The sequence below is a fragment of the Streptomyces sp. NPDC051172 genome, assembly GCF_040682555.1.
Taxonomy (GTDB): Bacteria; Actinomycetota; Actinomycetes; order Streptomycetales; family Streptomycetaceae; genus Streptomyces.
Map to the genome: position 1 here is coordinate 1 of NZ_JBFBBE010000132.1, position 23696 is coordinate 23696.

16 protein-coding genes and 2 pseudogenes are annotated in these 23696 nt (G+C 69.9%); 9 read left to right on the forward strand and 9 right to left on the reverse strand.

Going from position 1 to position 23696, the window contains the following annotated elements; genetic code table 11:
- A pseudogene (locus tag AB0N07_RS42930) lies at window positions 1-195 on the reverse strand (carbohydrate esterase); the annotation flags it as partial.
- Window positions 196-402: 207 nt separating this feature from the next.
- Between AB0N07_RS42930 and AB0N07_RS42935 the strand changes: the two are divergent.
- Window positions 403-2079: a rhamnogalacturonan lyase B N-terminal domain-containing protein gene (locus tag AB0N07_RS42935; protein WP_365844967.1), complete on the forward strand. Its 1677-nt coding sequence runs from the start codon at window positions 403-405 to the stop codon at window positions 2077-2079.
- Between the two features lie 2 nt (window positions 2080-2081).
- On the opposite strand, the pseudogene AB0N07_RS42940 reads toward AB0N07_RS42935, so the two are convergent.
- The 3 genes and pseudogenes from AB0N07_RS42940 to AB0N07_RS42950 all read right to left on the reverse strand — a co-directional run.
- Window positions 2082-2210: pseudogene (locus AB0N07_RS42940) on the reverse strand (RICIN domain-containing protein); the annotation flags it as partial.
- 64 nt (window positions 2211-2274) lie between these two features.
- Window positions 2275-3498, reverse strand: a complete 1224-nt coding sequence (locus AB0N07_RS42945; RefSeq protein WP_365844969.1) for an RNA-guided endonuclease TnpB family protein — start codon at window positions 3496-3498, stop codon at window positions 2275-2277.
- 349 nt (window positions 3499-3847) lie between these two features.
- A complete protein-coding gene (locus AB0N07_RS42950; RefSeq protein ID WP_365844971.1) occupies window positions 3848-4936 on the reverse strand; it encodes a glycoside hydrolase family 43 protein in 1089 nt (362 codons plus the stop codon).
- Window positions 4937-5121: 185 nt separating this feature from the next.
- Between AB0N07_RS42950 and AB0N07_RS42955 the strand changes: the two genes are divergently transcribed.
- Entirely contained in the window at window positions 5122-7215 is a 2094-nt protein-coding gene (locus tag AB0N07_RS42955) for an autotransporter (RefSeq protein WP_365844973.1), read from the forward strand.
- Window positions 7216-7231: 16 nt separating this feature from the next.
- Here AB0N07_RS42955 and AB0N07_RS42960 read toward each other — a convergent pair whose 3' ends face one another.
- On the reverse strand, window positions 7232-8656 hold the full coding sequence (locus AB0N07_RS42960) for an amino acid permease (RefSeq protein WP_365844975.1): 1425 nt from the start codon (window positions 8654-8656) through the stop codon (window positions 7232-7234).
- 123 nt (window positions 8657-8779) lie between these two features.
- Between AB0N07_RS42960 and mmuM the strand changes: the two genes are divergently transcribed.
- Together mmuM and AB0N07_RS42970 are read left to right on the forward strand one after the other, a co-directional pair.
- Window positions 8780-9703: a homocysteine S-methyltransferase gene (mmuM, locus tag AB0N07_RS42965; protein WP_365844977.1), complete on the forward strand. Its 924-nt coding sequence runs from the start codon at window positions 8780-8782 to the stop codon at window positions 9701-9703.
- Window positions 9704-9861: 158 nt separating this feature from the next.
- Window positions 9862-10917 carry a LacI family DNA-binding transcriptional regulator gene (locus tag AB0N07_RS42970; protein ID WP_365844979.1) on the forward strand — a complete coding sequence of 352 codons (1056 nt, stop codon included), beginning with the start codon at window positions 9862-9864 and terminating at the stop codon, window positions 10915-10917.
- A gap of 13 nt (window positions 10918-10930) precedes the next feature.
- On the opposite strand, the gene AB0N07_RS42975 is transcribed toward AB0N07_RS42970, so the two are convergent.
- From AB0N07_RS42975 to AB0N07_RS42990, 4 genes are all read right to left on the reverse strand, one after another.
- Entirely contained in the window at window positions 10931-12517 is a 1587-nt protein-coding gene (locus AB0N07_RS42975; RefSeq protein WP_365844981.1) for a carboxylesterase family protein, read from the reverse strand.
- 93 nt (window positions 12518-12610) lie between these two features.
- Window positions 12611-13870 carry an alginate lyase family protein gene (locus AB0N07_RS42980; RefSeq protein ID WP_365844983.1) on the reverse strand — a complete coding sequence of 420 codons (1260 nt, stop codon included), beginning with the start codon at window positions 13868-13870 and terminating at the stop codon, window positions 12611-12613.
- A gap of 27 nt (window positions 13871-13897) precedes the next feature.
- A complete protein-coding gene (locus AB0N07_RS42985) occupies window positions 13898-17233 on the reverse strand; it encodes a putative Ig domain-containing protein (RefSeq protein WP_365844985.1) in 3336 nt (1111 codons plus the stop codon).
- Window positions 17230-17469 carry a hypothetical protein gene (locus tag AB0N07_RS42990; protein WP_365844987.1) on the reverse strand — a complete coding sequence of 80 codons (240 nt, stop codon included), beginning with the start codon at window positions 17467-17469 and terminating at the stop codon, window positions 17230-17232. Before AB0N07_RS42990 ends, AB0N07_RS42985 begins: the two co-directional genes overlap by 4 nt.
- 478 nt (window positions 17470-17947) lie before the next feature.
- On the opposite strand from AB0N07_RS42990, the gene AB0N07_RS42995 reads away from it, so the two are divergent.
- The 5 genes from AB0N07_RS42995 to AB0N07_RS43015 form a co-directional block, all read left to right on the forward strand.
- On the forward strand, window positions 17948-18961 hold the full coding sequence (locus tag AB0N07_RS42995; protein ID WP_365844989.1) for a hydroxyacid dehydrogenase: 1014 nt from the start codon (window positions 17948-17950) through the stop codon (window positions 18959-18961).
- 341 nt (window positions 18962-19302) lie between these two features.
- Complete coding sequence (locus tag AB0N07_RS43000) at window positions 19303-20391, forward strand: LacI family DNA-binding transcriptional regulator (protein ID WP_365844991.1); 1089 nt, start codon at window positions 19303-19305, stop codon at window positions 20389-20391.
- 261 nt (window positions 20392-20652) lie between these two features.
- Entirely contained in the window at window positions 20653-21987 is a 1335-nt protein-coding gene (locus AB0N07_RS43005) for an extracellular solute-binding protein (protein WP_365844993.1), read from the forward strand.
- 19 nt (window positions 21988-22006) lie between these two features.
- Window positions 22007-22891, forward strand: coding sequence for a sugar ABC transporter permease (locus AB0N07_RS43010; RefSeq protein WP_365844995.1), 885 nt, complete (start codon window positions 22007-22009; stop codon window positions 22889-22891).
- Window positions 22891-23696: carbohydrate ABC transporter permease (locus tag AB0N07_RS43015; RefSeq protein WP_365844997.1), on the forward strand; the 806-nt coding region annotated here is incomplete at its 3' end. The genes AB0N07_RS43010 and AB0N07_RS43015, both read left to right, overlap by 1 nt.

Genomic DNA, 23696 nt, shown 5'->3' on the forward strand with positions numbered 1-23696 from the left:
CGTGCCGGACGCGGCCTCGCCGCCGAGGAGGACCTGCACGTCGTACGTGCCGGGCGGTACGTCGAAGTGGCAGGCGCCGGCGGTGCAGTTCTCGATGCCGAGGGGGCGGTGCCCCTCATGGGCCTGGGCCGGTGCGGCCGTCAGGCCGGCGCTCAGTGTCAGCGCCGCCAGCAGGGCGAGGTTGAAACGTCTCATTCGCGTGTCCCTCCGAGGAAACGACCGAACGACGGGGCCTGGCGGCAGGGACCGTACCGCTCACTGCAAGCGCTTTCTAGACCTTGAACCGATTTCACGAGATTGCCAACCTCCTACGTGCGAAAGCACTTTCGCGAAATCGATTCAACTGTCACCCTCACAACCACTCGCACCACCCTCACACGGCTTCCGGAGGAGGCACCCCCCATGTCCGAGACCGCGAACAGACCGGTCGGCCGCCGCACCTTCGTCCTCGGTTCCGCCGCTGCCGCCGGGACGGCCGCCCTCGCCGGGCCGCTCGCCGCCCCCGCGTCGGCCGCGGGCTTCGGCTACTCCGACGACGGCTCGAACTACGTCGTCGACACCGGCGCAAACCTGGTCTTCAAGGTCAGCAAGACCAACGGCGACCTGACCTCGCTGGTCTACAAGGGCACCGAGTACCAGGGCTACGGCGGCAAGAACTCGCACATCGAGTCCGGCCTCGGCACCTCCGCAGTGACGATCAAGCAGTCCGGTTCGACGATCCTGATCTCCGTCGCCCACGGCACCCTCAAGCACTACTACGCGGCCCGCAGCGGCGAGAACAACGTCTACCTGTGGACCAACAAGGCGGACGACTCGGTCAGCGCCACCCGCTACATCGTGCGCGTCAAGGCGGGCATGTTCCTCAACGACGAGCCCGACTCGTACGCCTACGCGCCCACCACCGTCGAGGCCTCGGACGTCTTCGAGAAGTCCGACGGCCAGACCCGCTCCAAGCACTACTCGAAACTCCGCGTCATCGACTACGACTACATCGGCTGGTCGACGGGGAGTGTCGGCCTGTACGTGGTCCGCTCCAACCACGAAAAGGCCTCCGGCGGCCCCTTCTACCGCTCCCTGCTGCGCCACCAGAGCGCCGACGGCGGCGGCCTGTACGAGATCCTCTACTACGGCGAGAACCAGACGGAGGCCCAGCGCTTCGGCCTGCAGGGCCCGTACGTCATCGCCTTCACGGACGGCGGCGCGCCCTCCTCCGCGCTGTATCACGCGAACCTCTCCACCTCCTGGGCGGACTCGCTCGGCATCTCCGGATACGTCGCGGCGAGCGGCCGCGGCAAGGTCGCCGGGGTCGGGATCACCGGCCGGAACACGGCGTTCCCGTACACGGTCGGGCTCGCCAACGCGGCCGCGCAGTACTGGGGTTCGGCCCGCTCCTCGGACGGCTACTTCGCCGTCCCGGGGGTGCTCCCGGGGACGTACACCCTGACCGTCTTCAAAGGGGAACTGGCCGTCTACACCAGTTCGGTGACGGTCGCCGCCGGCGGTACGACCACCCTCAACACCATCGCGATCCCGTCGTCGAACGACCCGAGCAACGCGAGCGCGATCTGGCGCATCGGGGACTGGAACGGCTCGCCGAGCGGGTTCAAGAACGCGGACCTGATGACGTACGCGCATCCGTCCGACAGCCGGGCCGCGTCCTGGACCGGCAACGTCGTCGTCGGCAGCGGGACGGAGACCTCGGCCTTCCCCTGCTACCTCTGGAAGGACGTCAACAGCGGCATCATCGTCTACTTCAAGCTGACGGCCGCGCGGGCCGCCGCCGCGCACACCCTGCGCATCGGCGTGACGACGGCGTACGCCAACGGACGGCCGCAGGTCAGCGTCAACGACTGGACGTCGTCGATCCCCTCGCCGCCCGGCCAGCCGAGCACCCGGTCGCTGACCGTGGGCTCGTACCGGGGCAACAACTGCACGTTCACCTACAGCGTTCCGGCGAGTGCCTGGCTCACGGACACCAGCCAGTACAACGTGCTGAAGATCAACGTGGTGAGCGGCTCGGGGACGACGTCCTTCCTCAGCGCGGGCACGTCGATCGACGCGATCGATCTGCTGGCCTGACGTCAGATCCCGCGCGTCCACTGCTGGTTGGTTCCTCCGTTGCAGGTGTACGTGGTGATCGCGGCGGAGTTGGCGGTGGACGCGCCGGACACGTCCAGGCACTCGCCGCTCGCGCGGGACTCGGTGTTGACGTCTTGACTTGCTCCCCGGCCCGAAGCCCGGGGATTCTGGCCTTCTCTACCGGTTGCTGTGCGGCTAGGCGGTACGGTTTCCGGTCGGGAGTCCGTGGCTTCCTGTTTCTTCGCGCTGTGCCGGGATCGCTCCCGGTCTTACCGGCGCTCCGCAGGCCGATACCGCCAGTCCGGCGGCCGTCTTCACGTTGATCGCGGCGTTGTGGTCCCGGTCGTGGACGGTGCCGCAGGCGGTACAGGTCCAGTCCCGGACGTTGAGGGGTTTGGGTCCGTCCACGGCGCCGCAGGTGGAGCAGGTCTGGGAGGTCGGCTCGAACCGGCCGATCTTGACCAGGGTGCGGCCGTAGCGCTGGGCTTTGTACTCCAGCATGCTGAGGAACTGTGCCCATCCGGCGTCGTGCACGGACTTGGCCGGCTTCGTGCGCGCGAGTCCTTTCACCGCCAGGTCCTCCACCGCGATCCCTTGGTTCTCGGAGATCAGCTTCGTGGAGAGCTGATGGTGGAAGTCACGGCGCGCGTCAGCGACCTTGGCGTGGGCGCGGGCGACCTTGAGGCGGGCCTTGGCCCGGTTCTTTGATCCCTTCTGCTTGCGGGCCAGCTCCCGCTGGGCCTTCTTCAGTTTCTTCTCCGCGCGCCGGAGGAAGCGAGAGGAGTCGATCTTCGTGCCGTCGGACAGGACGGCGAAGTGCGTCAGGCCCAGATCGATGCCGACCGTCTGGTCTGTGTCGGTCATCCGGGTGGCGTCGACGGCCGGATCGGTGTCGATGACGAAGGAGGTGAAATACCTGCCGGCCGCGTCCTTGATGACGGTGACGCTGGAGGGCACGGCGGGCAGAGCGCGGGACCATTTCACCTTCACCGCCCCGATCTTGGGCAGGTTCAGCTTCCCGCACGCGGTAATCGACCAGCGAGCGTTGGCGGTGAAGCGGATGGACTGCCGTGCGTCCTTGCGGGACTTCATGCGCGGCTCACCCACCCGCGCCCCCATGCGCTCCCCTTTTAGGGAGGCAAAGAAGCTGGTGTAGGCGCGCTCGCAGTCGCGCAGCGCCTGCTGCAACACAACCGCGGAGACCTCACCCAGCCAGGCTCGCTCGGGCCGCCGCTTCGCCTCGGTGATCAGCAGGCGGGACAGCAGACCCAGCTTCGGACACGGAAGATCCTGTGCGTCGGCCTCACGCCGGGCGCGGACAGCGTCGTTGTAAACGACACGGGCACAGCCGAACGCCCGCCCCAGCGCGGCCTGTTGACCGCGGGTGGGGTAGAGACGGAAGGCGTACCTGAGCTGCACGGCAAGGACGCTACACGCGTCGACAAGGCCTCTCCCGGGCGAAGATCCCTATTGATCGGTATCGGCTCCCCGTCGCACATGTTCGCGGTCTTCGTGACCATGTTCTGGAAGGAAATGCCCGCCGGTCCGTTTCTCCCAGCCCTCCGTGATGGAGCCTGAGCAGTCCCCCCGGGTACTCCGCGCCCAGCCTGCCCCGGCCCGCTTCGCGGGCACGCCTTTGCCCGAAGTGTCCGTGAACTGGACGCCGTTGGGGACGGTCCGGGCGGCGGCCTGAGCCGGGCCGACGGTCGCGAGTGCACCGAACAGGGACAGGCAGAGGGCGAGCAGGATCGCGTACGCACGTCTCATCTCACCTACTCTCCTTCGCGGAGCCGGCGACCGTGTCGGCCACAGGTATGCCGAAGTGGGGGGTGCCGTCCGGGTTCCAGCCCAGCTTCTGGATCCGGGTGTGGCGGTTGGGGTCGTTCAGGGGGTCACCGGTGATCTCCTTGTACTGGCGGGCGTGGTAGACGAGGACGTCGCTGCGGCCGTCCTCGGCGACCGTGAAGCAGTTGTGGCCGGGGCCGTACTGCTTGGTGGTGTCGTTGCTGGTGAAGACCGGGGTCGGCGACTTGGACCAGTTGGCGGGGTCCATCAGGTCGGCGTTCGCGTCGACGGTCAGCAGGCCCATGCAGTAGTGGTAGTCGGTGGCACTGGCCGAGTAGGAGAGGAAGAGGCGGCCGTTGCGGGCGAGGACCGCGGGGCCCTCGTTGACCTTGTAGCCGACCGTCTCCCAGTCGTACTCCGGTGTGGAGAGCCGCACTTGGGGGCCCGTCAGGGTCCACGGGTTCGCCATCTCCGACAGCCAGAGCGCGGTGTTGTTGTCCATGCCGGGCTCGTGCTGGGCCCAGACGAGATAGCGCGTGCCGCGGTGGCTGAAGGTGGTGGCGTCCAGGGAGAAGGTCTCCCAGGCGGTCTTCACCTGGCCCTTCTCCACCCAGGTCCCCTTGAAGGGATCGGGGCCCGCGTTCTCCAGGACCCAGATGCGGATGTCCCAGACGCTCTCGGCGGGCGCGGAGGCGAAGTAGATGTACCACTTGCCGCCGATGCGGTGGATCTCCGGGGCCCAGATGTGCGCGCCCATGGCACCCGTGGCGTGCTTGGTCCAGATGACGGACTCGGCGGCGGTCGCAAGGCCGTTCAGGGTGCGGGAGCGGCGCAGGATGATGCGGTCGTACTCGGGGACGGTGGCCGTGAAGTAGTAGTGGCCGTCGGCGTGGCGGTGGATGTAGGGGTCGGCGCGCCGGCGGACGAGCGGGTTCACGAACGGGGCCGCCTTCGCTGTCGGCGCGGCGGTGGCCACGGTGGGGGTGGCCGCCAGGGCGCCCGCGGCCAGGGCGGCTCCCTTCAGCATCACGCGACGGCTGGGGACTTGGGGCAGGTCGTGGTTGCGGCTCATGCGGCTGCCTCTCGGGGGACGTTCGAGGTAGCGAACACCATCTGTCATTACGAACGCCGAAAAGGTAAGGGTGTGGGACCAGGAGGTCAACGGGTCTGACGCGACTGACAGAGAGCGCTTTCGCGATTTCCGCCGCACCGCAGTTTTTCTGTTATCCGCGACCCTCCCGGCCCGTCTCCTCTGATGTGCGCAGCCATATCCACCAGACAGCAGCCGTCGCCGGAGCCCTCGCGGCCGTCGCCGCCCTGCTCTCCACCGCTCCCCCCGCAGCGGCCGCCGATACCCGTGACGTCACCGCCGAGGTGCTCGCCGACCGGGACGTGACGCTCACCGGCGACGCCGTGGTCACGGTGCCGTCCGGGACGACGACGTACGACGGGGTGTTCCGCGGCGAGGGCACGCTCACGGTCCGCGGCGGCGGCACGCTGGTCCTCACCAAGGACAGCGACTTCACGCTCCCCACGTCCCGTCAGCGGCAGGTGGTGAGGACGCAGGGCGGCAACCACCCGTACGTCACCACGGCCGACGCCGACCCGCCCGCGATCACTGTCGAGCGGGGCGCGACCCTGCAGTACGGCGACGGCGGGAATTCCGGGCTGATCGGGCACTTCCCGTACAACACCCCGGCGTTCCGGCTCAATCAGGACAACATCCGGGTCGACGGCACGCTGCGGCTGTCGCTGACGAGCGCCTACAACCTGGGCACGATCAGTGGCTCGGGCCTGATCACGCAGCCGCGCTTCCTGTGGGGCAGCTGGGCGCTGTCGGGCACCCACTCCTTCTCGGGGGTGATCGACAACGGTACGCAGCTCAGTGCCGGCGCGCCGGAGTTCGCCACCTCGCTGCCGAACGTGCGCAAGGTCCTCAACCAGGGCACCTGGACCGTGGACACGCCGCTCGGTCAGACCGTCACCATGGGCATGGACTTCTACCAGCGCGAGTACGGCAGTGACATCAACGTCCAGTCCCGGCCCGGCAGCAAGGTGATCCTGACCGGCCAGTACAGCTGGTCGAACCAGGGCGGCGACACCGACCCCTCACTCAGCGACCCGTCCCTGAACTGGACGCCCGCGCACAAGAACGTCAACAAGCGCGGCACCAACATCAAGGGCGCGAACGTCCAGTGGGGTGACGGCACGACCGACAAGATCTTCATGCCGGGCACGGCAGAGACCGTTTACATCAACTTGCTTGCGGCGCGCTCCCGTTCGCTGCTGACCTTCGACTACGACGGTCCGGTGACGCTGGGCGCTCCCATCGGCGGCGGCAGGTTCCACGACACGCTGGCCGCGCCCGGCGCCGGGGACATCGTCATCAAGGGGACGAAGGGCAACGACGTGACCTTCGCCGCCGTCCAGTACTACAACGGCTCGACGACGGTCGAGAAGGGCGCGGTACTGCGACTGGGCAGCGGTAAGTCTGGCGGGGACGGCGGGCTCTACACCGAGGGTGACCTCTACAAGGTGGTCGACAACGGCTCGCTGGTGCTGAACAACACGGGCAAGGCCCTGGCCCTGTCCCGGATCAGCGGCAGCGGATCTCTGACGCAGACCGGGACCGCCACGGCCACCCTGACGGGAAGCCGGGTGACGTACACCGGCACGACGACGGTCGAGAAGGGCACCCTGGCGCTGCGCTCCGGCGCGACCCTCGTCCACAGCAAGGCGATCAGACTCGACTCGACGGGCTCGCGGCTCGACCCCGGGCCGTCCGGACTGCGCGTGGCCACCACGCTGACCGGCAAGGGCACCGTGAAGGGGGCCGTGACCAACGACGGTGTCGTGGCGGGCGGGGTCACGGTCTCCGGGAGCTACACACAGAGCGCGAAGGGCGAACTCGTCCTGGGCGCCGCGCCGCTGAAGGTGACGGGATCGTCGGTCCGGCTGGCCGGAGACCTCGACCTGTCGGCCGCCGGGGCGAAACCGGCCCCTGCGATCACCGTCATCGAGCACTCCGGGAGGTCGAGGACCACCGGCGCCTTCAAGGGGCTCAAGGAAGGCACCCGGCTGAAGCTCGCCGACACCACGTACCGGATCAGTTACCACGGCGGCGACGGCAACGACGTCACCCTGACCGCGACCACCGGGAGCCACTCCCCGACCGCCGCCCACCCGGACACGGCATCGTCCGGCGCGGCGGCGGTCGGCACCGCGAACAGCGGACTCGGTTGGTGGCCGTACGTGCTGGCGGCGGGGCTGCTCGTCGGGCTCGTGGTGCCGGCGGTCAGGCGCGGGCGCAGTGACGGGCGGAGGGGTGGACGGCATGCGGCGCACGGTTGACCGGCGCCTCACCGCTTCACGCGGACGGCGTGGCCGTCTCCCCCGCCGGCTCGCGCTTCCGGCCCTGTAGCCACACGTACACCGGGATCCCCGCGAACAGGAACAGCACGCCCTGGTAGACGGCGGCGTAACCGGCGCCCGCGATCAGCCAGAAGGAGAACGCGAAGGACAGGGCGGCGACGACCAGATCACGGACGAGACCGACCGGCCGATGGGGGCCCCTCCCGCTCGAGCGAATTCGAGAGTGGGGGAGCTCGCGGGTGCCCTGGGCCAGCCAGTACAGCTGCGCGGCGGCCGAGAGGAGGTACGGCACGCAGCCGGTGAAGGTCGTGATCAGGACGAGGACGCGGAAGGTGGTGTCGGGGCCCGCCGTGTAGTTCAGGGCGATCAGGAGCGTGCCGAGGACGGCGACGGCCCAGACCCCGAAGCCGGGCACCCCGCCCTTGCCGACCTTCGCGAACGGTGCCGGGAAGAGTCCGTCGCGGGCGGCGGCGTACGGCATCTGCGCGGCCAGCAGGATCCAGCCGTTGAGGCAGCCGGTGATCGAGGCGACGGCGACCAGCGCGATGGCCGTGCCGCCCCAGGAGCCACCGGTGATCGCGTTCACGGCGTCGGCGAAGGGGGCGCCGGAGTCCACCAGTTTGTCGTGCGGGACGAGACCGAAGACGGCGACCGTGCCGAGAAGGTAGACGAGGGCGGAGCCCAGGGTGCCGAGGACGCTCGCGCGGCCCACGTTGCGCTCCGGGTTGTCGACCTCGCCCGCGCTGACCGCGGCCGACTCGACGCCGAGGAAGCTGTAGAGGAGCAGGGCGGCCGCGGCGGCGAGCGCTCCGGGCACGCTGTCGCCGGAGGCGTTGAACGGGCCGAAGTTGTCCGCGTCGACGAAGAAGAGCCCGATCGTGGAGACGAGCAGCAGCGGCACGAACTTCAGGATCGTCGACACCACTTGGACCGCACCGACCCAGCGGGTCCCGGCGAAGTTCGCGGCGGCGGGCAGCCAGAGCGCGGCAAGGGCGACGACCGCTTCGAGGGCGTGGTTGCCGTGCAGGGGGATCAGGACGTCGACGTAGCCGACGACCGCGACTGCCAGCGCGGCGATGCTGACCCAGCACATCGTCCAGTACGACCAGGCCGACAGGAACCCGGCGAACGGGCCGAACGCGTCGCGCGGGTACACGTACAGACCGCCGGTGACCGGGCTGCGCCGGGCCAGGCTGCCGAAGAGCAGGGCGAGCAGCACCGAGGCGACCGACAGCACGAGGAACGCGAGCAGACTCACCGTGCCGTACGGGGCGACGGCGGCCGGCAGGGCGAAGATGCCGCCTCCGATGATGTTGCCCATGACCAGCGCGGTGGCCGCGGCGAGGCCGAAGGTGCGGCGGGGAGTGGGAGCGGCGGCCGGCTCTGATGCGGTGGCCTCGGTGGGGCTGGGGGCAGTCATGGTGCTTTCCGTGCAGAGGGGAACGGGGTGCGTGATCGTAACCCGGCATCCCACATGCTGGGCAACCTGTTCACTTAATGGACATGAACGGTCGTCACCGGCCCCTTCGGCTAGCGTCTTCACATGACCAGCGACACCCCTTCCTCCCTCGCCGAGGCCCTCGCCACCGGAGCCGTCGTGCTCGACGGCGGCATGTCCAACCAGCTCGAGTCCGCCGGGCACGACCTGAGCGACGAACTGTGGTCGGCACGGCTGCTCGCCGAGCGGCCCGAGGCGATCACCGAAGCACACCTCGCGTACTACGAGGCGGGCGCGGACGTGGCGATCACGTCGAGCTACCAGGCCACGTTCGAGGGGTTCGCGGGGCGCGGGATCGGGCGGGAGAAGGCCGCCGAACTGCTCTCCCTGAGCGTGGAGCTGGCGCGCGAGGCGGCGCGGCAGGCGCAGGCGAAGGGGGTCACGCGGCCGCTGTGGGTGGCCGCCTCCGTCGGCCCGTACGGGGCGATGCTCGCGGACGGCTCCGAGTACCGGGGGCGGTACGGGCTGAGCGTCGACGAGCTGGAGCGCTTCCACCGGCCCCGGCTGGAGGTGCTGGCCGCCGCCCGTCCCGACGTGCTGGCGCTGGAGACGGTGCCGGATGCCGACGAGGCGGCGGCGCTGCTGCGGGCGGTGCGGGGACTTGGCGTCCCCGCCTGGCTCTCCTACTCGGTCGACGGTGGTCGGACTCGGGCCGGGCAGCCGCTGGAGGAGGCGTTCGGTCTTGCGGCCGAGGTGGACGAGGTGATTGCTGTCGGCGTGAACTGCTGTGCGCCGGAGGACGTGGAGGGGGCGGTTCGCACTGCCGTCCGGGTCACTGGGAAGCCTGTCGTTGTCTACCCCAACAGTGGGGAGGCCTGGGATGCGCAGGCGCGTGCCTGGGCCGGGCGTTCCACCTTCACCTCCGCGCAGGTGACGGGGTGGCGGGGCGCCGGAGCGCGGCTGATCGGCGGGTGCTGCAGGGTGGGGCCCGCGGCCATCGCGGGGATCGCCGGGGTCCTGCGGGGCTGAGCGGTTCGCCCTGTCGCCGTAGGGTTTCCGTTGTCTCGCGACTGCGGCTTCGCTGTGGTTGCTCGCGCAGTTCCCCGCGCCCCTTTGGGGCGGGCTTCCCTCGCCGGTGGCAACCGGTTGCCGTAGGGTTTCCGCTGTTGTCCAGGGGCGGGGGTCCGGTGACCAGGAAGAGCGAGGACGCGAGCCGGAGCACGATCCGGGACGTGGCGGCGCGGGCGGGGGTGTCCGCGTCGACCGTGTCACGGGTGCTGGGTGGGATGTATCCCGTGAGCACGGCTACGCGCACTCGGGTGATGCGGGCCGTGCGGGAGATGGACTACGTCGCCGATGCGCGGGCCAAGGCGGTCGCCGGGGCGGGGACGCCCACGCTTGCCTTCGTGCTGGAGGACATCACCGGGCCGTCGTTCGCGCACATGGCGTACGGCGTGGAGCGCGAGGCGACCCGGCTCGGCCACCTGTGCCTGGTGTGCAGCACGGAGGGGGACGTGCAGCACGAACTGGAGTTCGTGGAGATGATGCGGGCCCAGCGCGCCGCCGCCGTGATCCTGGTCGGCGGCGCCGCCGACACGGCCGAGTACCGCGAGCGCACCCGCCGTATGGCCGACTCACTGGCGTCGGCGGGGTCGCGACTGGTGCTGTGCGGACGGCCGCCGCTCGGGCCCGGCGCGCCCGTCACGGTCATCGAGTACGACAACGAAGGCGGCGCCTACGCCCTGGTCGCCCATGTGCTCTCCCAGGGCCACCGGCGGATTCTGTTCCTCGGCGGGAAACCGGACCACACGACCGCCCAGGGGCGCGAGCGCGGCTGTCTCGCCGCCCATCGTGCCCGCGGCCTGGAGCCCGACCCGGCGCTGCTCATGCACGGCGACTTCACCCGTGACGCGGGCCACCGCCTGATGCGCGAAGCGCTCAAGGACGGGCTGGAGTTCACGGCCGTGGTCGCCGCCACCGACATGGTCGCGGCCGGCGCCCTGACCGCGCTGCACGAGGCGGGCCTGGACGTCCCGGGCGATGTCTCCCTGGCCGGCTACGACGACATCCCCTTCGCCCGCGACCTGCACCCCGCACTGACCACGGTGCACGTCCCGTACGAGGAACTGGGCCGTCTCGCCGTCCGTACCGCCCTGGGCCGCACCACGGAGACTCCGGACGAGCATCTGCTGCTGGGGACGCATGTGGTGGTGCGGGACTCGGTGGCGGCAGTTCGGCAGTAGCCGCCACCGGTGGTCACTGCCGGCGGACCGAGCCGGGCAGACGCAGCCGCCGTACGACGGACCGCAGTTCCGTGCCGCGTGCGGGCGAGCCGTCGACCGCCACCGAAACGGGTGTGGACGGCGCGGTCCTGAGGGCGTCGGCGGTCCACAGGGCGATTTCGGCGTCCCGCGGCCCGTGGACGGTGCGGGGCTCGCCCGCGTCGAAGATCCGCACCGGATGCGTGGCGTCCCAGGGCTCCCAGCCGGGGCTCCCCTCGGCCGCGAACCGCACCCACGCCGCGTGCATGGCGTCGGCCAGCTCCTGAGGAGTGCCCTCACCTGCGAGTTTGCGCGACTCCGGCACGTCGCCCGTGTCGAAGACGAAGCCGAGCTCCAGTGCGTGGCAGGCGCCGAGGTCGGGGAGGTTGGAGGGCCAGGCGAACTCGTAGACGTACGAGGTGCCGGGGCGGGCGTCGGCCAGGCGGTGCAGCGGGAGGCGCAGCAGGTGGTCGGTGACCATCTGGCCGACGGTCTCGGCGGTGCCGGCCTCGGGGTACAGGGTGCGGTAGCCGCGGGGTACCTCGGTGTTGCAGTGGCAGCGGGCCATGGCGCCGGCGAGGGCGACCGCGCCGAGCCGGTCGACGCGCTCCACGAGGCCGCCCGGGACGAGCCAGAGGCGGTACTCGTCGCTGGTCCAGCCCATCATCAGGTCGACCCCACGCGCCGCGTCGCCGTCGATGAGCGCCTCCAGCGGATCGCGCTGCACCAGGTCGCCGTCGACGACGATCCCGAAGGAGCGGCCGCCGAGCACCGGGCTGCTGAGCTTGCCCACGTCGGCCTGGGTGCGCAGGAGCAGTTCGGGGTCGACGTCGGCGAAGGCCGCGGCGGTGGCGGGGATCTTCAGCCTGGTCGCCATGCGGCGCACCATGCGCCGTACCTTGTCCCGTTCGAACGCCTCGGGCGCCCCGCTCTGCAGGACCGCCCGCCGTACCAGCCCCTGTGCCGGCGGGGCGGCCAGCAGGGCGCCGATGCTGATCGCCCCCGCGGACTGCCCGGCGAGGGTGATCCGGTCGGGGTCGCCGCCGAAGGCCCCGATCGACTCGTGCACCCACTGCAGGGCGGCGAGCTGGTCGCGCAGGCCGGGGTTGGCGGGAGCGTCCGGGAACAGTCCGTAGCCCTCGACGCCCAGCCGGTAGTTGACCGAGACGAGGACGACGCCGTCCCGGGCGAAGTTCCGCCCGTCGTACACGGGAACCGCGGAGGATCCCCTGGTCAGGGCGCCGCCGTGCAGCCACACCAGAACCGGGAGCCGGGCCCCGGGGCCCGGCTGAGGCGTCCACACGTTCAGATTCAGGCAGTCGTCACCGGCGACGACGGGGTCGGAGAGGTACTTCTCGAAGGCCTCGGAGTACGGCGGCTTCGGGGGCGTCGGCCCGAACGCGCCCACGTCGCGCACGCCGTCCCAGGGCTCGGGCGGTACCGGGGGCCGGAACCTGCGGGGGCCGAAGGGGGGTGCGGCGTACGGGATGCCGCGGAACACCGCGATGCCGTGCTCGTACCGGCCTCGTACGGCTCCGTACGGTGTGCTCACCACCGGGTCCGCCTGGACTGCTGCCGTCATACGACCATCAGCCTCCTCACCGCGCTCATGCACCGGTAACACCAGAGCACCACAGATCACCCCGGTATTCCGGTGCAGAGCGCGATCGGGCGACTACTTTGCGTACATCAGGGTGCCGAAGCCGAGCTGGTCGTAGCCGCCGCTGGTGGAGCCGTAGTCACCTCCTCCGCCCTCGGGCGCGACGAGGTCGTAGTACATGGCCGAGATGTACTTGTCGTCGAGGTGCAGGCGCCGGTTGTAGTGGAAGTGGAGCATGGCCCACACCGGGCGGAGCCGGCCGCGGGAGCCGGAGGAGATCACCGTCTGGGAGGACCGGGCGCAGTTCTGTCCGGTGCCCCAGGTGTAGGTGGTGTAGGGCACGGCCTGGCCGATGTTGTACTTGGCGACGTACTGGGCGGCCTTCATGAAGCGGCGGCTGTCGTACGAGTAGAGGTCGTCGCCCTGGTTCCAGGCCATCTCGCAGAGGGCGCCCATCTGGCCCATGCCCATGACGGTGTGGCCCTGGTCGCGGCCGGACTCCTGCCACTGGCCGAGGGCGTAGCCGTCGGAGTCGGTGTACAGATACGGGACCGCGTGCGCGAGGGAACCGTTGCCGGCGCCGGACTTGAAGTAGGTGACGGCCTGGTCGTACTTGGCCGCGTTGTCGGTGAGGATCCCGATGGCCATGACCGAGGCCATGTTGCACAGGTCCCAGTTGGCCCAGTAGTTGGTGATGCAGGCGTCGTTGTGGTGGGTCAGGAAGCTGTTGTTGAGCGGGTAGAAGACGTCGACCATCATCTTCTGGAACGCGGCGAGGTCGAAGCCCGCGTAGCCGCGCATGAGCTCGGCGGCCTGACAGAACCCCCAGCCGTAGATGCCGGCCGCGAGGAACCGGTCGGCGTTGCCGGTGAGGGTGGTCAGCTTGGCCGACCAGGCGTTGAGGATCTTCACCGCGGTGTCGCCGTTGGCGGCCGTGCCGCCGACCACCCAGCGCAGGGCGTTCTGGTAGGCGGCGGCGATGTCGTTGTAGAGGATGCCGTAGTTCTGGCCCGTGCCGCCGCGGATGACGGTGGCCTGCGGGTTGGGCTTCCAGGAGGACTGCGAGTGGGAGTTGGCGGTCAGCCTTTTCCAGCCGGACAGCCAGGGGTCGGCCTTCGCGGCGACCTTGACCTTGGCGCGGTTGATGTCTCCGGCGTTGTGGAGCATGCCGGGGTGGGTGAAGGCGGCCGGTGCCGCACTGGCGGTGGGTCCCGCCAGCGCGGCCGCGGAGCCCCCGAGGGCGAGGGCGGCGGTGAGACCGCCCGCGGTCCTCAGCAGACCGCGGCGGCTCAACTCGCCCTGTTCGGGGCTCTGGTGGGGGGAGATGCGGCTCATTGAGTGCGACTCCAATCCGTGGGGGGATCAGTCGGTGGTGATGCTCACCTCTTCGAACTGGGCGGTGCCGAGGGTCAGCGGGCTGCGCGAGCAGACCACCAGGCCCACGTGGAAGAGGGCGTCACCGAAGCCGGGGATCTCACCGGAGGCGAGGGCGGTCCAGGTGGCACCGTCATCGGTGGAAACCGCTGCGGCGAAGGCGGTCCCGGTGCGCTTCAGCCGCAGCAGCAGGGGCAGTTGAACGGTCGCGGTGCCGGAGAACGCGGAGGCACCGGCCACGGCCCTGCGCAGCATCAGCTGCGCGGAGGTCCCGCCGGTGACGATCGCTCCGGCGGCCTGGTCGAACGGTGACAGCGACTTGGCCATCAGCAGGCCCACCCGGTCGGCGGTGGCTCCGCTGCGGGAGACCAGCCGGGCGGTGACCGTGCAGTCGCCGGTGACGGGCCGTCGTACGAACTGCCCTGTCATCCCCTGGTTGTTGACGGTCAGGTCGACGCCCGCGCCGCGGACCGTGAAGGCCCTGCCGTCGTACGAGGTGCTGCCCGGCGTGCGGATCGCGACCACGCCGAAGGTCCCGTGGGCGCGGTCGTCGAGGATCCCGTCGCCGAGATCGCCGTAGGTCCAGGGGTGGGGTGGGGGTGTGCCGACCGTGAGGGCGAGGGTGCCGGTGCCGTCACCGGCCGCGTTGCCCGCGGTGGTGGTGACGGTGAACTCACCGGTCTCGTTGGGGGTTCCGCAGATCAGGCCGGTGCGTCTGTCGATGCGCAGGCCGTCGGGGAGCCCGTCCGCGGTGAAGCGTACGGGCTCGTGCGAGGCACGAAGGAGGTGCCGGAACGGGACGCCCTTGTTCGCGAACGCCGTTGCGGCGGAAGTGAGTTGGGGCCCGGCAGGGGTCGGCATGGAGGCCGCCGCCGGCTGAGGGAGCGGGCCGCGGCCTCCGGTGTTCGTCTTCGCGACGACGTAGTGGTACGTCGTGCCGGGCGTGCCGGTGGCGTCGGCGTACCGGATGCGGGTGCCGAAGCCGACGGGGCCGATGCCGGTGGCGATGGTGCGGTACAGGCCGTCGGCGTCGGTCGAGCGCAGCACCTTGTAGCGGGCGGAGAGGTCCGGGTCGGTCCAGGCCAGTTCGACGGCGTCGGCGCCGGTGGCAGCCGTGAGGCCGGTGGCGATACCGGCCGGACGCGAGACCGACCACACCTCACCGGAGGCCGAGGTCACCGTGACGTTGTCGAAGGCTCCGGTGCCGGTCTCGGCGTAGTCCTCGTCGACGCCGAGGCAGGAGGTGAGGACGAGGCCGGCATCCGCGGTGTGCCCCAACTCGACCTCGGTGGAGCCGACTTCGGTCCAGCGAATGCCGTCCGGGGAGATCGCACCGGTGCACCGGCGGCCCTTGCGGGTCACCCGAACCCAGTACGGCGCCCGCAGCCGGTAGCCGTCGCCCGCGCCCTCGACATAGGGAGCCTCCAGCGGGGTCGCGGACTCCGGGAGGGTACCGAGGTTGGAGATCGGGAAGGACGCGCCGGTGGTGATGGCGTCCTGCTGGGTGGGCGGCACGGGGGTGCTGCCGGTGGCGGAGATGTCGGCTCCCGTCGACGGCCGCACGCTCCACACCCCGCTCCAGGTGTGCAGCGGCAGCCCCTGGATCAGCATGGATGCGTGCGCCGCGGCGGCGTCGAGCGAGTCGCGCAGGGTGACGCCGATCTTGGAGTACTGCGAGCTGAGCGGCCACACGATCCGCGCGCTGACCGTGCCGTCGCCCGGCAGCGGGAGGTGTGCGAGGCGACAGGTGTCGGCGGTGCCGCTCGCCTCCAGCACGAAGCGCTCGCCGTCGAACGCGGCCGAACCGGGGATCTTCACGTCACCGAGGTCCTGGGTGGACCAGGGGGCGGGAAGGCCTCCGGCGGCGGATGCAGGGCGTGAATTGCCGCTGCTGCCCAGGGAGTTGGAGGCGATGACGGTGTAGTGGTACGTCCGTCCCGGGCGGGCGTCGGTGTCGTCGTACGTCGGCTGGTCGAGGTCGGTGGCGATCTCCTCGTACGGACCCTCGGGCTTGGTGGCACGGCGGACGGTGTACGTGCTCGCCCCTGCGGACGGCAGCCAGCTCACGGTGACGGACCTGCCGTCGCCGACCGCGGTGACGCCCGCCGGGGCCGTCGGCACCGTGGCCGCGGGGGCCGTCGCGCCGGCGTAGGCGAAGGTGCCCCAGCTGGGCAGGTCGTCGTTGCTGCCCTCGACGACGCGGGCGCCGCCGGCGCCGCGGAAGACGGCGGCCTTGGTGTACGGGGCGTCGAGGCCGCGGACGCCGGCGTAGTGGGCGTAGGCCAGCTCGTAGATCGGCGGCAGGTTGCCGCGGGCGGTCGCGGAAACCGTCTTCTTGATGTACTTGCCGGTGCGGTCCAGGTCGGGAGTGAAGGGGACGTCACCGCCGAGGTTGTAGCGGGCGGCGTACTCGAAGTTGGCGAGGATGCGGTTGTCCTCGAAGCCCCACAGGTCGACCCCCTGGTTCCAGGCGACCTGGGCGATGTCGCCGGTCAGGCCGACCGCGAGCTGTTCGTGGCCCTGGTCGCGGCCGGCCTCCTGGCCCTGGCCCGCGGCGGTGACGATGCGGTGCGGGATGCTGCCGTTGCCGCTGCCTGCCGCGGCGAAGCGCAGGGCGTCCTCGAAGAGCACGGGCTCCTCGCAGAACACGCCGATGGCCAGGATGGTCTGCAGGGCGGTCAGGTCCCAGTTTCCGTTGGCGTAGAGCATGTAGCCGGAGACGGCCGGATACCAGACGTCGAGGAAGGAGCGTTCGCAGTGGGCGATGTCCGCGTCCGACCAGCCGTCGTACCCGGTGTGGCGCAGGAGCTCGGCCGCGTTGACGAACTTGAAGGCCTGCAGCCCGGCGCCGAGCGGGCCGTCCGCGCCGGTGATCGTCGTCAGGGACGCCGACCAGGCGTTGAGAATGCCGCGGGCCTTGTCCGCATTCGCCTGGTTGCCGGTGACCGCCCACATGAGGGCGTTCTGGTAGGCGGCCGCCGAGTCGGCGACGGCCTGGTTCTGGAAGTTGGTGGGGCCGCGGCCCCAGGAGGTGATCTGGCCCGTGTTCTGGACGGTGTACGAGGCCGAGGAGCGGGCATGCGCCGCGAACGCCAAATAGCCGTCGTAGACGGGGGATTGCCCGGCGGCGACGGCGGCCTTCATACGGGCCAGGTCGTCGGCGGTGTGGAGCAGGCCGGGGTGGATGAAGGCTCTGGTGCCGGTGTCGTTCCGGTCGGCGGCCCGGGCGGCGGTGGGCACGAGCAGTCCGCTCGCGCCCGATGCCAGCAGCAGGGCCGCCACGCCGCCGAGGAAGCCCCGGCGGCTGGTCACGGGGGTGATCATGACGCGGCGACCGCCTCGGCCTCGGCGGTCATGAGGAACCTCAGGTTCGTCACGTGCTCGTTGTAGTACCACTGGATCTCGTCCACCGGATCCGGTGCGTCGCCGCTGGTGAGCATCGCGATCAGCCCGGTGATGCCGTTCTTCACCACGGTGATCCGGATGCCCGGCTCCTTGTGGGCCTGCTGGATCAGTTTCGGGTCGAGGTCGTTGAGTTCGGCCATCACCGTGATGCTCACGGGAGCACCGGCCTGGGAGTGCATGAACTACCCACTCTCTTCACTGAGATGGATGGCGGGAGTCGGGACACGCGACGGGGATGGATGCGGCGTGCGAATGTTTCGGGAACCGGTTGCTGAACGGTGTCACGGAGCTTCCGTCGGAGAGCATGGCACGTCAAGAGGCATGACGAACTTTCGAAAACAGTGGGGCCGCCGTGCGCAGGGGGTTCGAGTGGCTACGGTGCCGGTCAGGAGGGCAACCGGTTGTCAGAGCCGGGCCCGTGGCCGGATCCTGCTCAGGAAATCGCAGTAACCGATTTCCCCGCGGAGCAGAATCAAGGTCCGCACCTCGCCGGAGAAGACCGTCCACACGCCACTCTTCCCAGTGATTGACCACCGCTTCACCGCAGATCTACGGTAGAAGGCGCTTTCTGAAACTGTTTCCAGCCCGTCCAGCCATCCCGTCCCGCCAACTCGTCCAGCGTTCAGGAGAGCCATGCCCACCCCCCAGCCGCCGAGGGCCGTGTTCGCGATGGATCCCGTGCACCTCCCGCTGCTCTTCCCCCCGCCGCTCATGGCCCGGCTGAAGCAGACCTGCGACCTCGACCCCGGGTTCGTCGTACGGGACTTCGCCGACCCGGCGGCAGCGGAGACCCTCGCCCGGACGGAGGTGCTGATCACCGGATGGGGCTGTCCCGCCCTCGACGCCTGCGTGCTGGCCGCGGCGCCCCGGCTGCGCACCGTCCTGCATGCCGCGGGCTCGGTCCGTTCGCTGGTCGGCGAGGCCCTGTGGGAACGCGGGATCACCGTGTCCAGCGCGGTGACGGGCAACGCCCTGCCGGTCGCGGAGTACACCCTCGCCATGATCCTGCTCGCCGGGAAGGACACCTTCACCCACCGCGAGCGCTTCCGCACCACCCACGCCTACCCGACCGACGCCGAGACCGCGCACACCGGAAACGTCGGCCGCCGGATCGGCATCATCGGCGCCTCACGTGTGGGCCGCCGGCTGCTGGAGCTGCTGCGGCCGTTCGACTTCACGGTCCTGCTCCACGACCCCTACGTCAGCCCCGCCACGGCCGCCGCCCTCGGAGCCGAGCTCCTGCCGCTGGAGGACCTGCTGCGGCACAGCGACATCGTCTCGCTGCACGCCCCCGACATCCCCGAGACCTATCGCATGCTGGACGCCGGCCGGCTCGCGCTGATCCGGGACGGCGGCGTCCTGATCAACACCTCGCGCGGCGCCCTGGTCGCCCCCGACGCACTCACCGACGAGCTGGTCTCCGGCCGGCTGCACGCGATCCTCGACGTCACCGAACCGGAGCCGCTGCCCGCCGGATCGCCGCTCTACCGCCTGCCCAACGTCTTCCTCACCCCGCACATCGCGGGCTCGCTCGGCAACGAGCTGGAACGCCTCGGCCGCATCGTCGTGGAGGAACTGGAACGCCTGGTCGCGGGCCTGCCTCCGGCCCACGAGGTACGGCACTCGGACCTGGCCCGGGTCGCGTGAAGGGCGGTGCCCGCGGCCCGGGCGGGTTCGGGCAGTGGATCTCCACCCGCCTGCGACGGGTACCGCTCCACCCGGTTGTCCACAGCCCGGCACCCCGGAGAAACAATGGGATACGGTTTCCACACGGTGCGCACCGCGGGCCGTGCGGATGTGCGGCTCTGTCGCGGGGGGACGTGCTGTCGACCGTCGCGGCGTCGTCGTGGCTGGTCGCGCCCACGCGGCGAAGCCGCATATCGACACAGCCCCGCCCTTCGGACGCGGCGGAAGCGCAGCGGACCGCTCAAGGGCGCACCCCCTCGGCGTCCGGCCAGGGGAGTTCTTGAGGTGAAGGAGCCGCAACGGTGAGTCAGCGCAAGGCGGCCGGGGACGCCGGACGGGCCACCATCCGTGATGTGGCGGAGCGGGCGGGGGTCTCCGTCGCGAGCGTCTCGCGCGTCCTGTCCGGCAACTACCCCGTCTCGGAGGACCTGCGCCGCCGGGTGATGAAGGTCGTCCGGGACCTGGACTACGTCACCAACGCGCACGCCCGCTCCCTCGCCGGCGGCGGCACCCCGACGGTCGCCATCCTGATCAACAACATCACCGGCGCCGCGTTCGCCCATGTGGCGAAGGGTGTCGAGGGCGCCGCCACGTTGCGCGGCTGGCTCTCCCTGGTCGGCACCACCGGCGACGACCCCGAGCGGGAGCTCGCGCTGGTCAACATGATGCGCCAGCAGGGCGTGGCCGCGGTGGTGCTGCTCGGCGGCGCCTACGACTACGACGAGTACCAGCTGCGCATGGCCCGCTTCGCCCGCTCCCTCGACGCAGCCGGCTCCCATCTCGTCCTGGTGGGCAGGCCGCCCCTGGAGGGTGACGTCCCGGCCACCACGGTCGACTACGACAACGAGGGCGGCGCCTACGCGATGGCCAGCCATCTGCTGTCGGCCGGCCACCGCAGGGTCCTGGTGCTGCCGGGTCCCGCCGAACTCACCACGGCCCAGGGCCGGTTGAGGGGCGCCGAGCGGGCCTTCGAGGCGTACGGCGTGCCCTTCGACCCGGGCATGGTGCGGCACGGCCCGTACGACGACGAGCACGGGTACCGCGCCGTGGAGACGGCCCTGCACGAGACGCCGGACTTCACGGCCGTCCTCGCCGGGACGGACGTGGTCGCCGCGGGCGCCATGCAGTCCCTGCGCGCGGCGGGCCTGCGGGTGCCGGAGGACGTCTCCATCGTCGGCTACGACGACATCCCGCTCGCCTCCCAGCTCACGCCCCAACTGACCACCGTGCACGTGCCGTACGAGGAGATGGGCCGGGTGGCCCTGCGCGCCGTGGCGGACCGGCGCGAGGGCGGCGCGGGCCGCCGCAAGGGCACTGACGGCGATCATCTCGTGCTGGGCACCCATGTCGTCGTACGAAACTCCGTACGGCCGCCCGCCAGCAAGCGTTGACACGTCACTCTCGAAGCGATCGTTTCGTAACCGGTTTCCGTCGCCTACCAGCACTTTCCTCAGGCTGACCTAAGAAGTTCGCGCACACCCCTTGCTACAGCCGAAGCTGTCGGCCTACCTTCACGGCAACCGCTTACTACAGCTTCCGCCTGGTTGACCCCCTCAGCCGCGAGCCGACGGATTCCGGCCGCCGTTCCCGGCCTGCACCGAGCCGCCGTCTTCTTGTCTCCAGAAGCCCAACTTCCGAAGGAACACGGTCAGATGAACTTCACCAGCCCCCGGAGAAGGTTCGCCCACGCCGCTGTCGCGGGACTCGCGCTCACAGGTCTGCTCTCCGCCTGCGGCGGATCGGACTCCGGGGACGGCACCAAGTCGTCGGGCCCGGTCACGCTCCCCTTCTGGGGCTGGGCCAACGGTCAGGAAGCCGTCGCCAAGGCGTTCAATGCCTCACACAAGGACGTCAAGCTCAAGTACACCAAGGTCACCGACCAGCTCACCATGCAGAAGCAGCTGACCAACGCGGTCAAGGCGGGCAACGCGCCCTGCCTGGTGCAGAACACCGCCGAGTACGTGACCAGCTGGGTCTCGCAGGGCGCGCTCGCCGACATCAGCCAGTACGTCTCGTCGAGCAGGGACAAGTTCAACGCCGGTTCCTGGGCGAGCGCGCAGGTGCAGGGCAAGAGCTACGGCGTGCCGACCAGCTCGGCGCCCGACTTCACGATCTACCGCACCGACATCTTCGGCAAGTACGGCATCAAGCCCCCTGTCACCTGGGACGACTTCATCGCCGCGGGCCAGGTCCTGAAGAAGCACGGCATCAAGATCACCAACTATGCCGGTGAGGACCCGAGCACCCTGGAGGTGCTCGCCATGCAGGCCGGCGCCCACTGGTACGCGATCGACGGCAACTCCTGGAAGGTCGACTTCCAGGACGCGGGCAGTCTGAAGGCCGCGAAGGTGATCCAGGAGATCATCGACAACGACCTCGACTCCAAGCTGTCCTTCGCCGACTACGCGGCCGTGCAGCGCAACTACGACAACGGAGGCACCGCGACCCGGCAGATCTCCACCTGGCAGATGGCCGGCATGGTGCAGAACTTCACCGGGTCCTTCGGCAAGTGGGCGCTGTCGCCGTGGCCGACGTACCGGGGCGAGGCCGCCAAGACGCCGGCCGGTACCAACCTGACCGGCAGCGTGACGCTGGTGACCAAGCAGTGCAAGGACGTCGAGCAGGCCGCCGAGGCCGCGCTGTGGATGTCCACCGACGCCGACGCGGTGAAGACCATGGCGAGCCCGACGACCGGCAACGGAGTGATGCCGGCGCTCGCCGACTCCCACGCGTACGTCGGTGAGGCGATCTCCGACAAGCTGCTCGGCAAGAACTACCAGCCCGCCCAGAGGGTGGTCACCGACAGCCTGAACACCACCACCAGGGACTGGACCTTCGGACCGGACTGGACCGCCATGTTCACCGAGATGCAGGCCGGCTGGGCGAAGGTCGTCGACAAGGAGGAGAAGGTCACCGATCTGCTGGCGCACATGCAGGACTGGACGGTCAAGGACCTGAAGTCCCGCGGCATCAGCGTCAAGGGCTAGAGATCGGGGTCGAGAACCGATGATTCGCTCACTGCGCTGGAAGGGCGCCGCCTTCACGGTGCCCTTCCAGCTCGGCTTCGTCTTCCTCTATCTGCTCCCGATCGGCTACGCGGTCCACCAGTCGCTCTACCGCGAACAGCAGTCCGGGCTGGGCCTCGGCGGCTCGACGGAGAAGTTCGCCGGGCTGGACAACTACCGGCAGGGCCTGACGGACTCGGCGTTCACGGGCTCGGTGCTGCGGGTGGTGCTGTTCGCCTGCGTGCAGATCCCGGTGATGCTGCTGTTCAGCCTCGTACTGGCACTGTTCCTGGACATGCTGGCCTCGAAGGTCGCCGGCCGGTTCCGGATCCTGCTCCTGGTGCCGTACATGATCCCCGGCGTGGTCGCCGCGCTCGTGTGGATCAACCTGTACAGCCCGGAGGTCGGCCCGCTGACCCCGCTGGGCAAGGTGTTCGGCTTCGACTGGAACTTCTTCGCGCCGTCGATGGTGTGGCCGTCCATCGGCAATCTGCTCACCTGGCACGGCGTCGGCTACAACATGGTGATCATCTACTCGGCGCTCCAGGGCGTCCCGCGGGAGCTGTTCGAGGCGGCACGGCTCGACGGCGCTGGTGAGGGACGGATCGCGCTCAGCATCAAAATCCCGTTCGTGCGGGGTGCGTTGGTGCTGACCGGCATGCTGTCGATCATCCAGATGCTGCAGATCTTCAACGAGCCCGCGCTGCTGAGGAACATCACCCCGCAGACGGTCAGCGACAGCTTCACTCCGATCATGATCATCTACAACCAGGCGTTCAACGCCGGCAACTACCACTACGCCGCGGCCCTGTCGGTGCTGCTCGCCCTCATCCTCGGCGTCGCCTCCTTCCTCTTCTACCGGCTGACCGCAAGGGAGGCGGACTGATGACGCTCACCGCAGAGCGCACCGAACCGCATGCCGTACGGCGCCTCAACCGCCCGGACCCGGCGGCCCGTTCACGCGGCGGCCAGCGCTTTCTCCTCGTCGGCCTGGCCCTGGCCAGTGTCTACAGCCTCTTCCCCGTCTGGTGGCTGATCGTCGCCGCCACCAAGGACCGCGCCGGCCTCTACCAGAGCAACGGCCTGTGGTTCTCCGGCTGGCACCTCTGGGGCAATCTGCGCCAGCTGTTCACCTACGAGCACGGCATCTTCCTTCGCTGGACCGCCAACTCCTTCCTGTACGCAGGGGCCGGCTCCCTCGGCGGCACCCTGCTCGCCCTCGCCACGGGTTACGGTCTCGCCCGCTTCCAGTTCCCGGGTCGGAACCTGGTGTTCGCGTGTGTGGTCGGCTCGTTCCTGATCCCGATCGCGCTGCTCACGCTGCCGCTGTATCTGCTGTTCTCGAAGATCGGCATGGTCGACACGCCCTGGGCGATGCTGATCCCCTGTCTGATCAACCCGTTCAGCGTGTACCTCGCGAAGGTCTACACCGAGGCCACGATCCCGTACGAGCTGCTGGAGGCGGCCCGTATCGACGGCGCCGGTGAGCTCAGGATCTTCTTCAGCATCGTGCTGCGGATGATGACCACGGGTGGAGCGACCGTCTTCCTGCTGGCCTTCGTCAACACCTGGAACGCCTTCTTCCTCCCGCTGACCGTCCTGCGCGGCGAGAACAACTGGACCCTCAACATCGGCCTGTACAACTGGTCCGGCAAACGTCTCGAGTCCGGGGTCGACCTGACCAGTCTGGT

Coding starts and splice junctions, on each gene's coding strand:
- AB0N07_RS42975 (WP_365844981.1), bottom strand. CDS start 12,517: ATGACGGCAGCAGTCCAGGCGGACCCGGTGGTGAGCACACCGTACGGA.
- AB0N07_RS42960 (WP_365844975.1), bottom strand. CDS start 8,656: ATGACTGCCCCCAGCCCCACCGAGGCCACCGCATCAGAGCCGGCCGCC.
- AB0N07_RS43005 (WP_365844993.1), top strand. CDS start 20,653: ATGAACTTCACCAGCCCCCGGAGAAGGTTCGCCCACGCCGCTGTCGCG.
- AB0N07_RS43010 (WP_365844995.1), top strand. CDS start 22,007: ATGATTCGCTCACTGCGCTGGAAGGGCGCCGCCTTCACGGTGCCCTTC.
- AB0N07_RS42950 (WP_365844971.1), bottom strand. CDS start 4,936: ATGAGCCGCAACCACGACCTGCCCCAAGTCCCCAGCCGTCGCGTGATG.
- AB0N07_RS42995 (WP_365844989.1), top strand. CDS start 17,948: ATGCCCACCCCCCAGCCGCCGAGGGCCGTGTTCGCGATGGATCCCGTG.
- mmuM (WP_365844977.1), top strand. CDS start 8,780: ATGACCAGCGACACCCCTTCCTCCCTCGCCGAGGCCCTCGCCACCGGA.
- AB0N07_RS42980 (WP_365844983.1), bottom strand. CDS start 13,870: ATGAGCCGCATCTCCCCCCACCAGAGCCCCGAACAGGGCGAGTTGAGC.
- AB0N07_RS42935 (WP_365844967.1), top strand. CDS start 403: ATGTCCGAGACCGCGAACAGACCGGTCGGCCGCCGCACCTTCGTCCTC.
- AB0N07_RS42985 (WP_365844985.1), bottom strand. CDS start 17,233: ATGATCACCCCCGTGACCAGCCGCCGGGGCTTCCTCGGCGGCGTGGCG.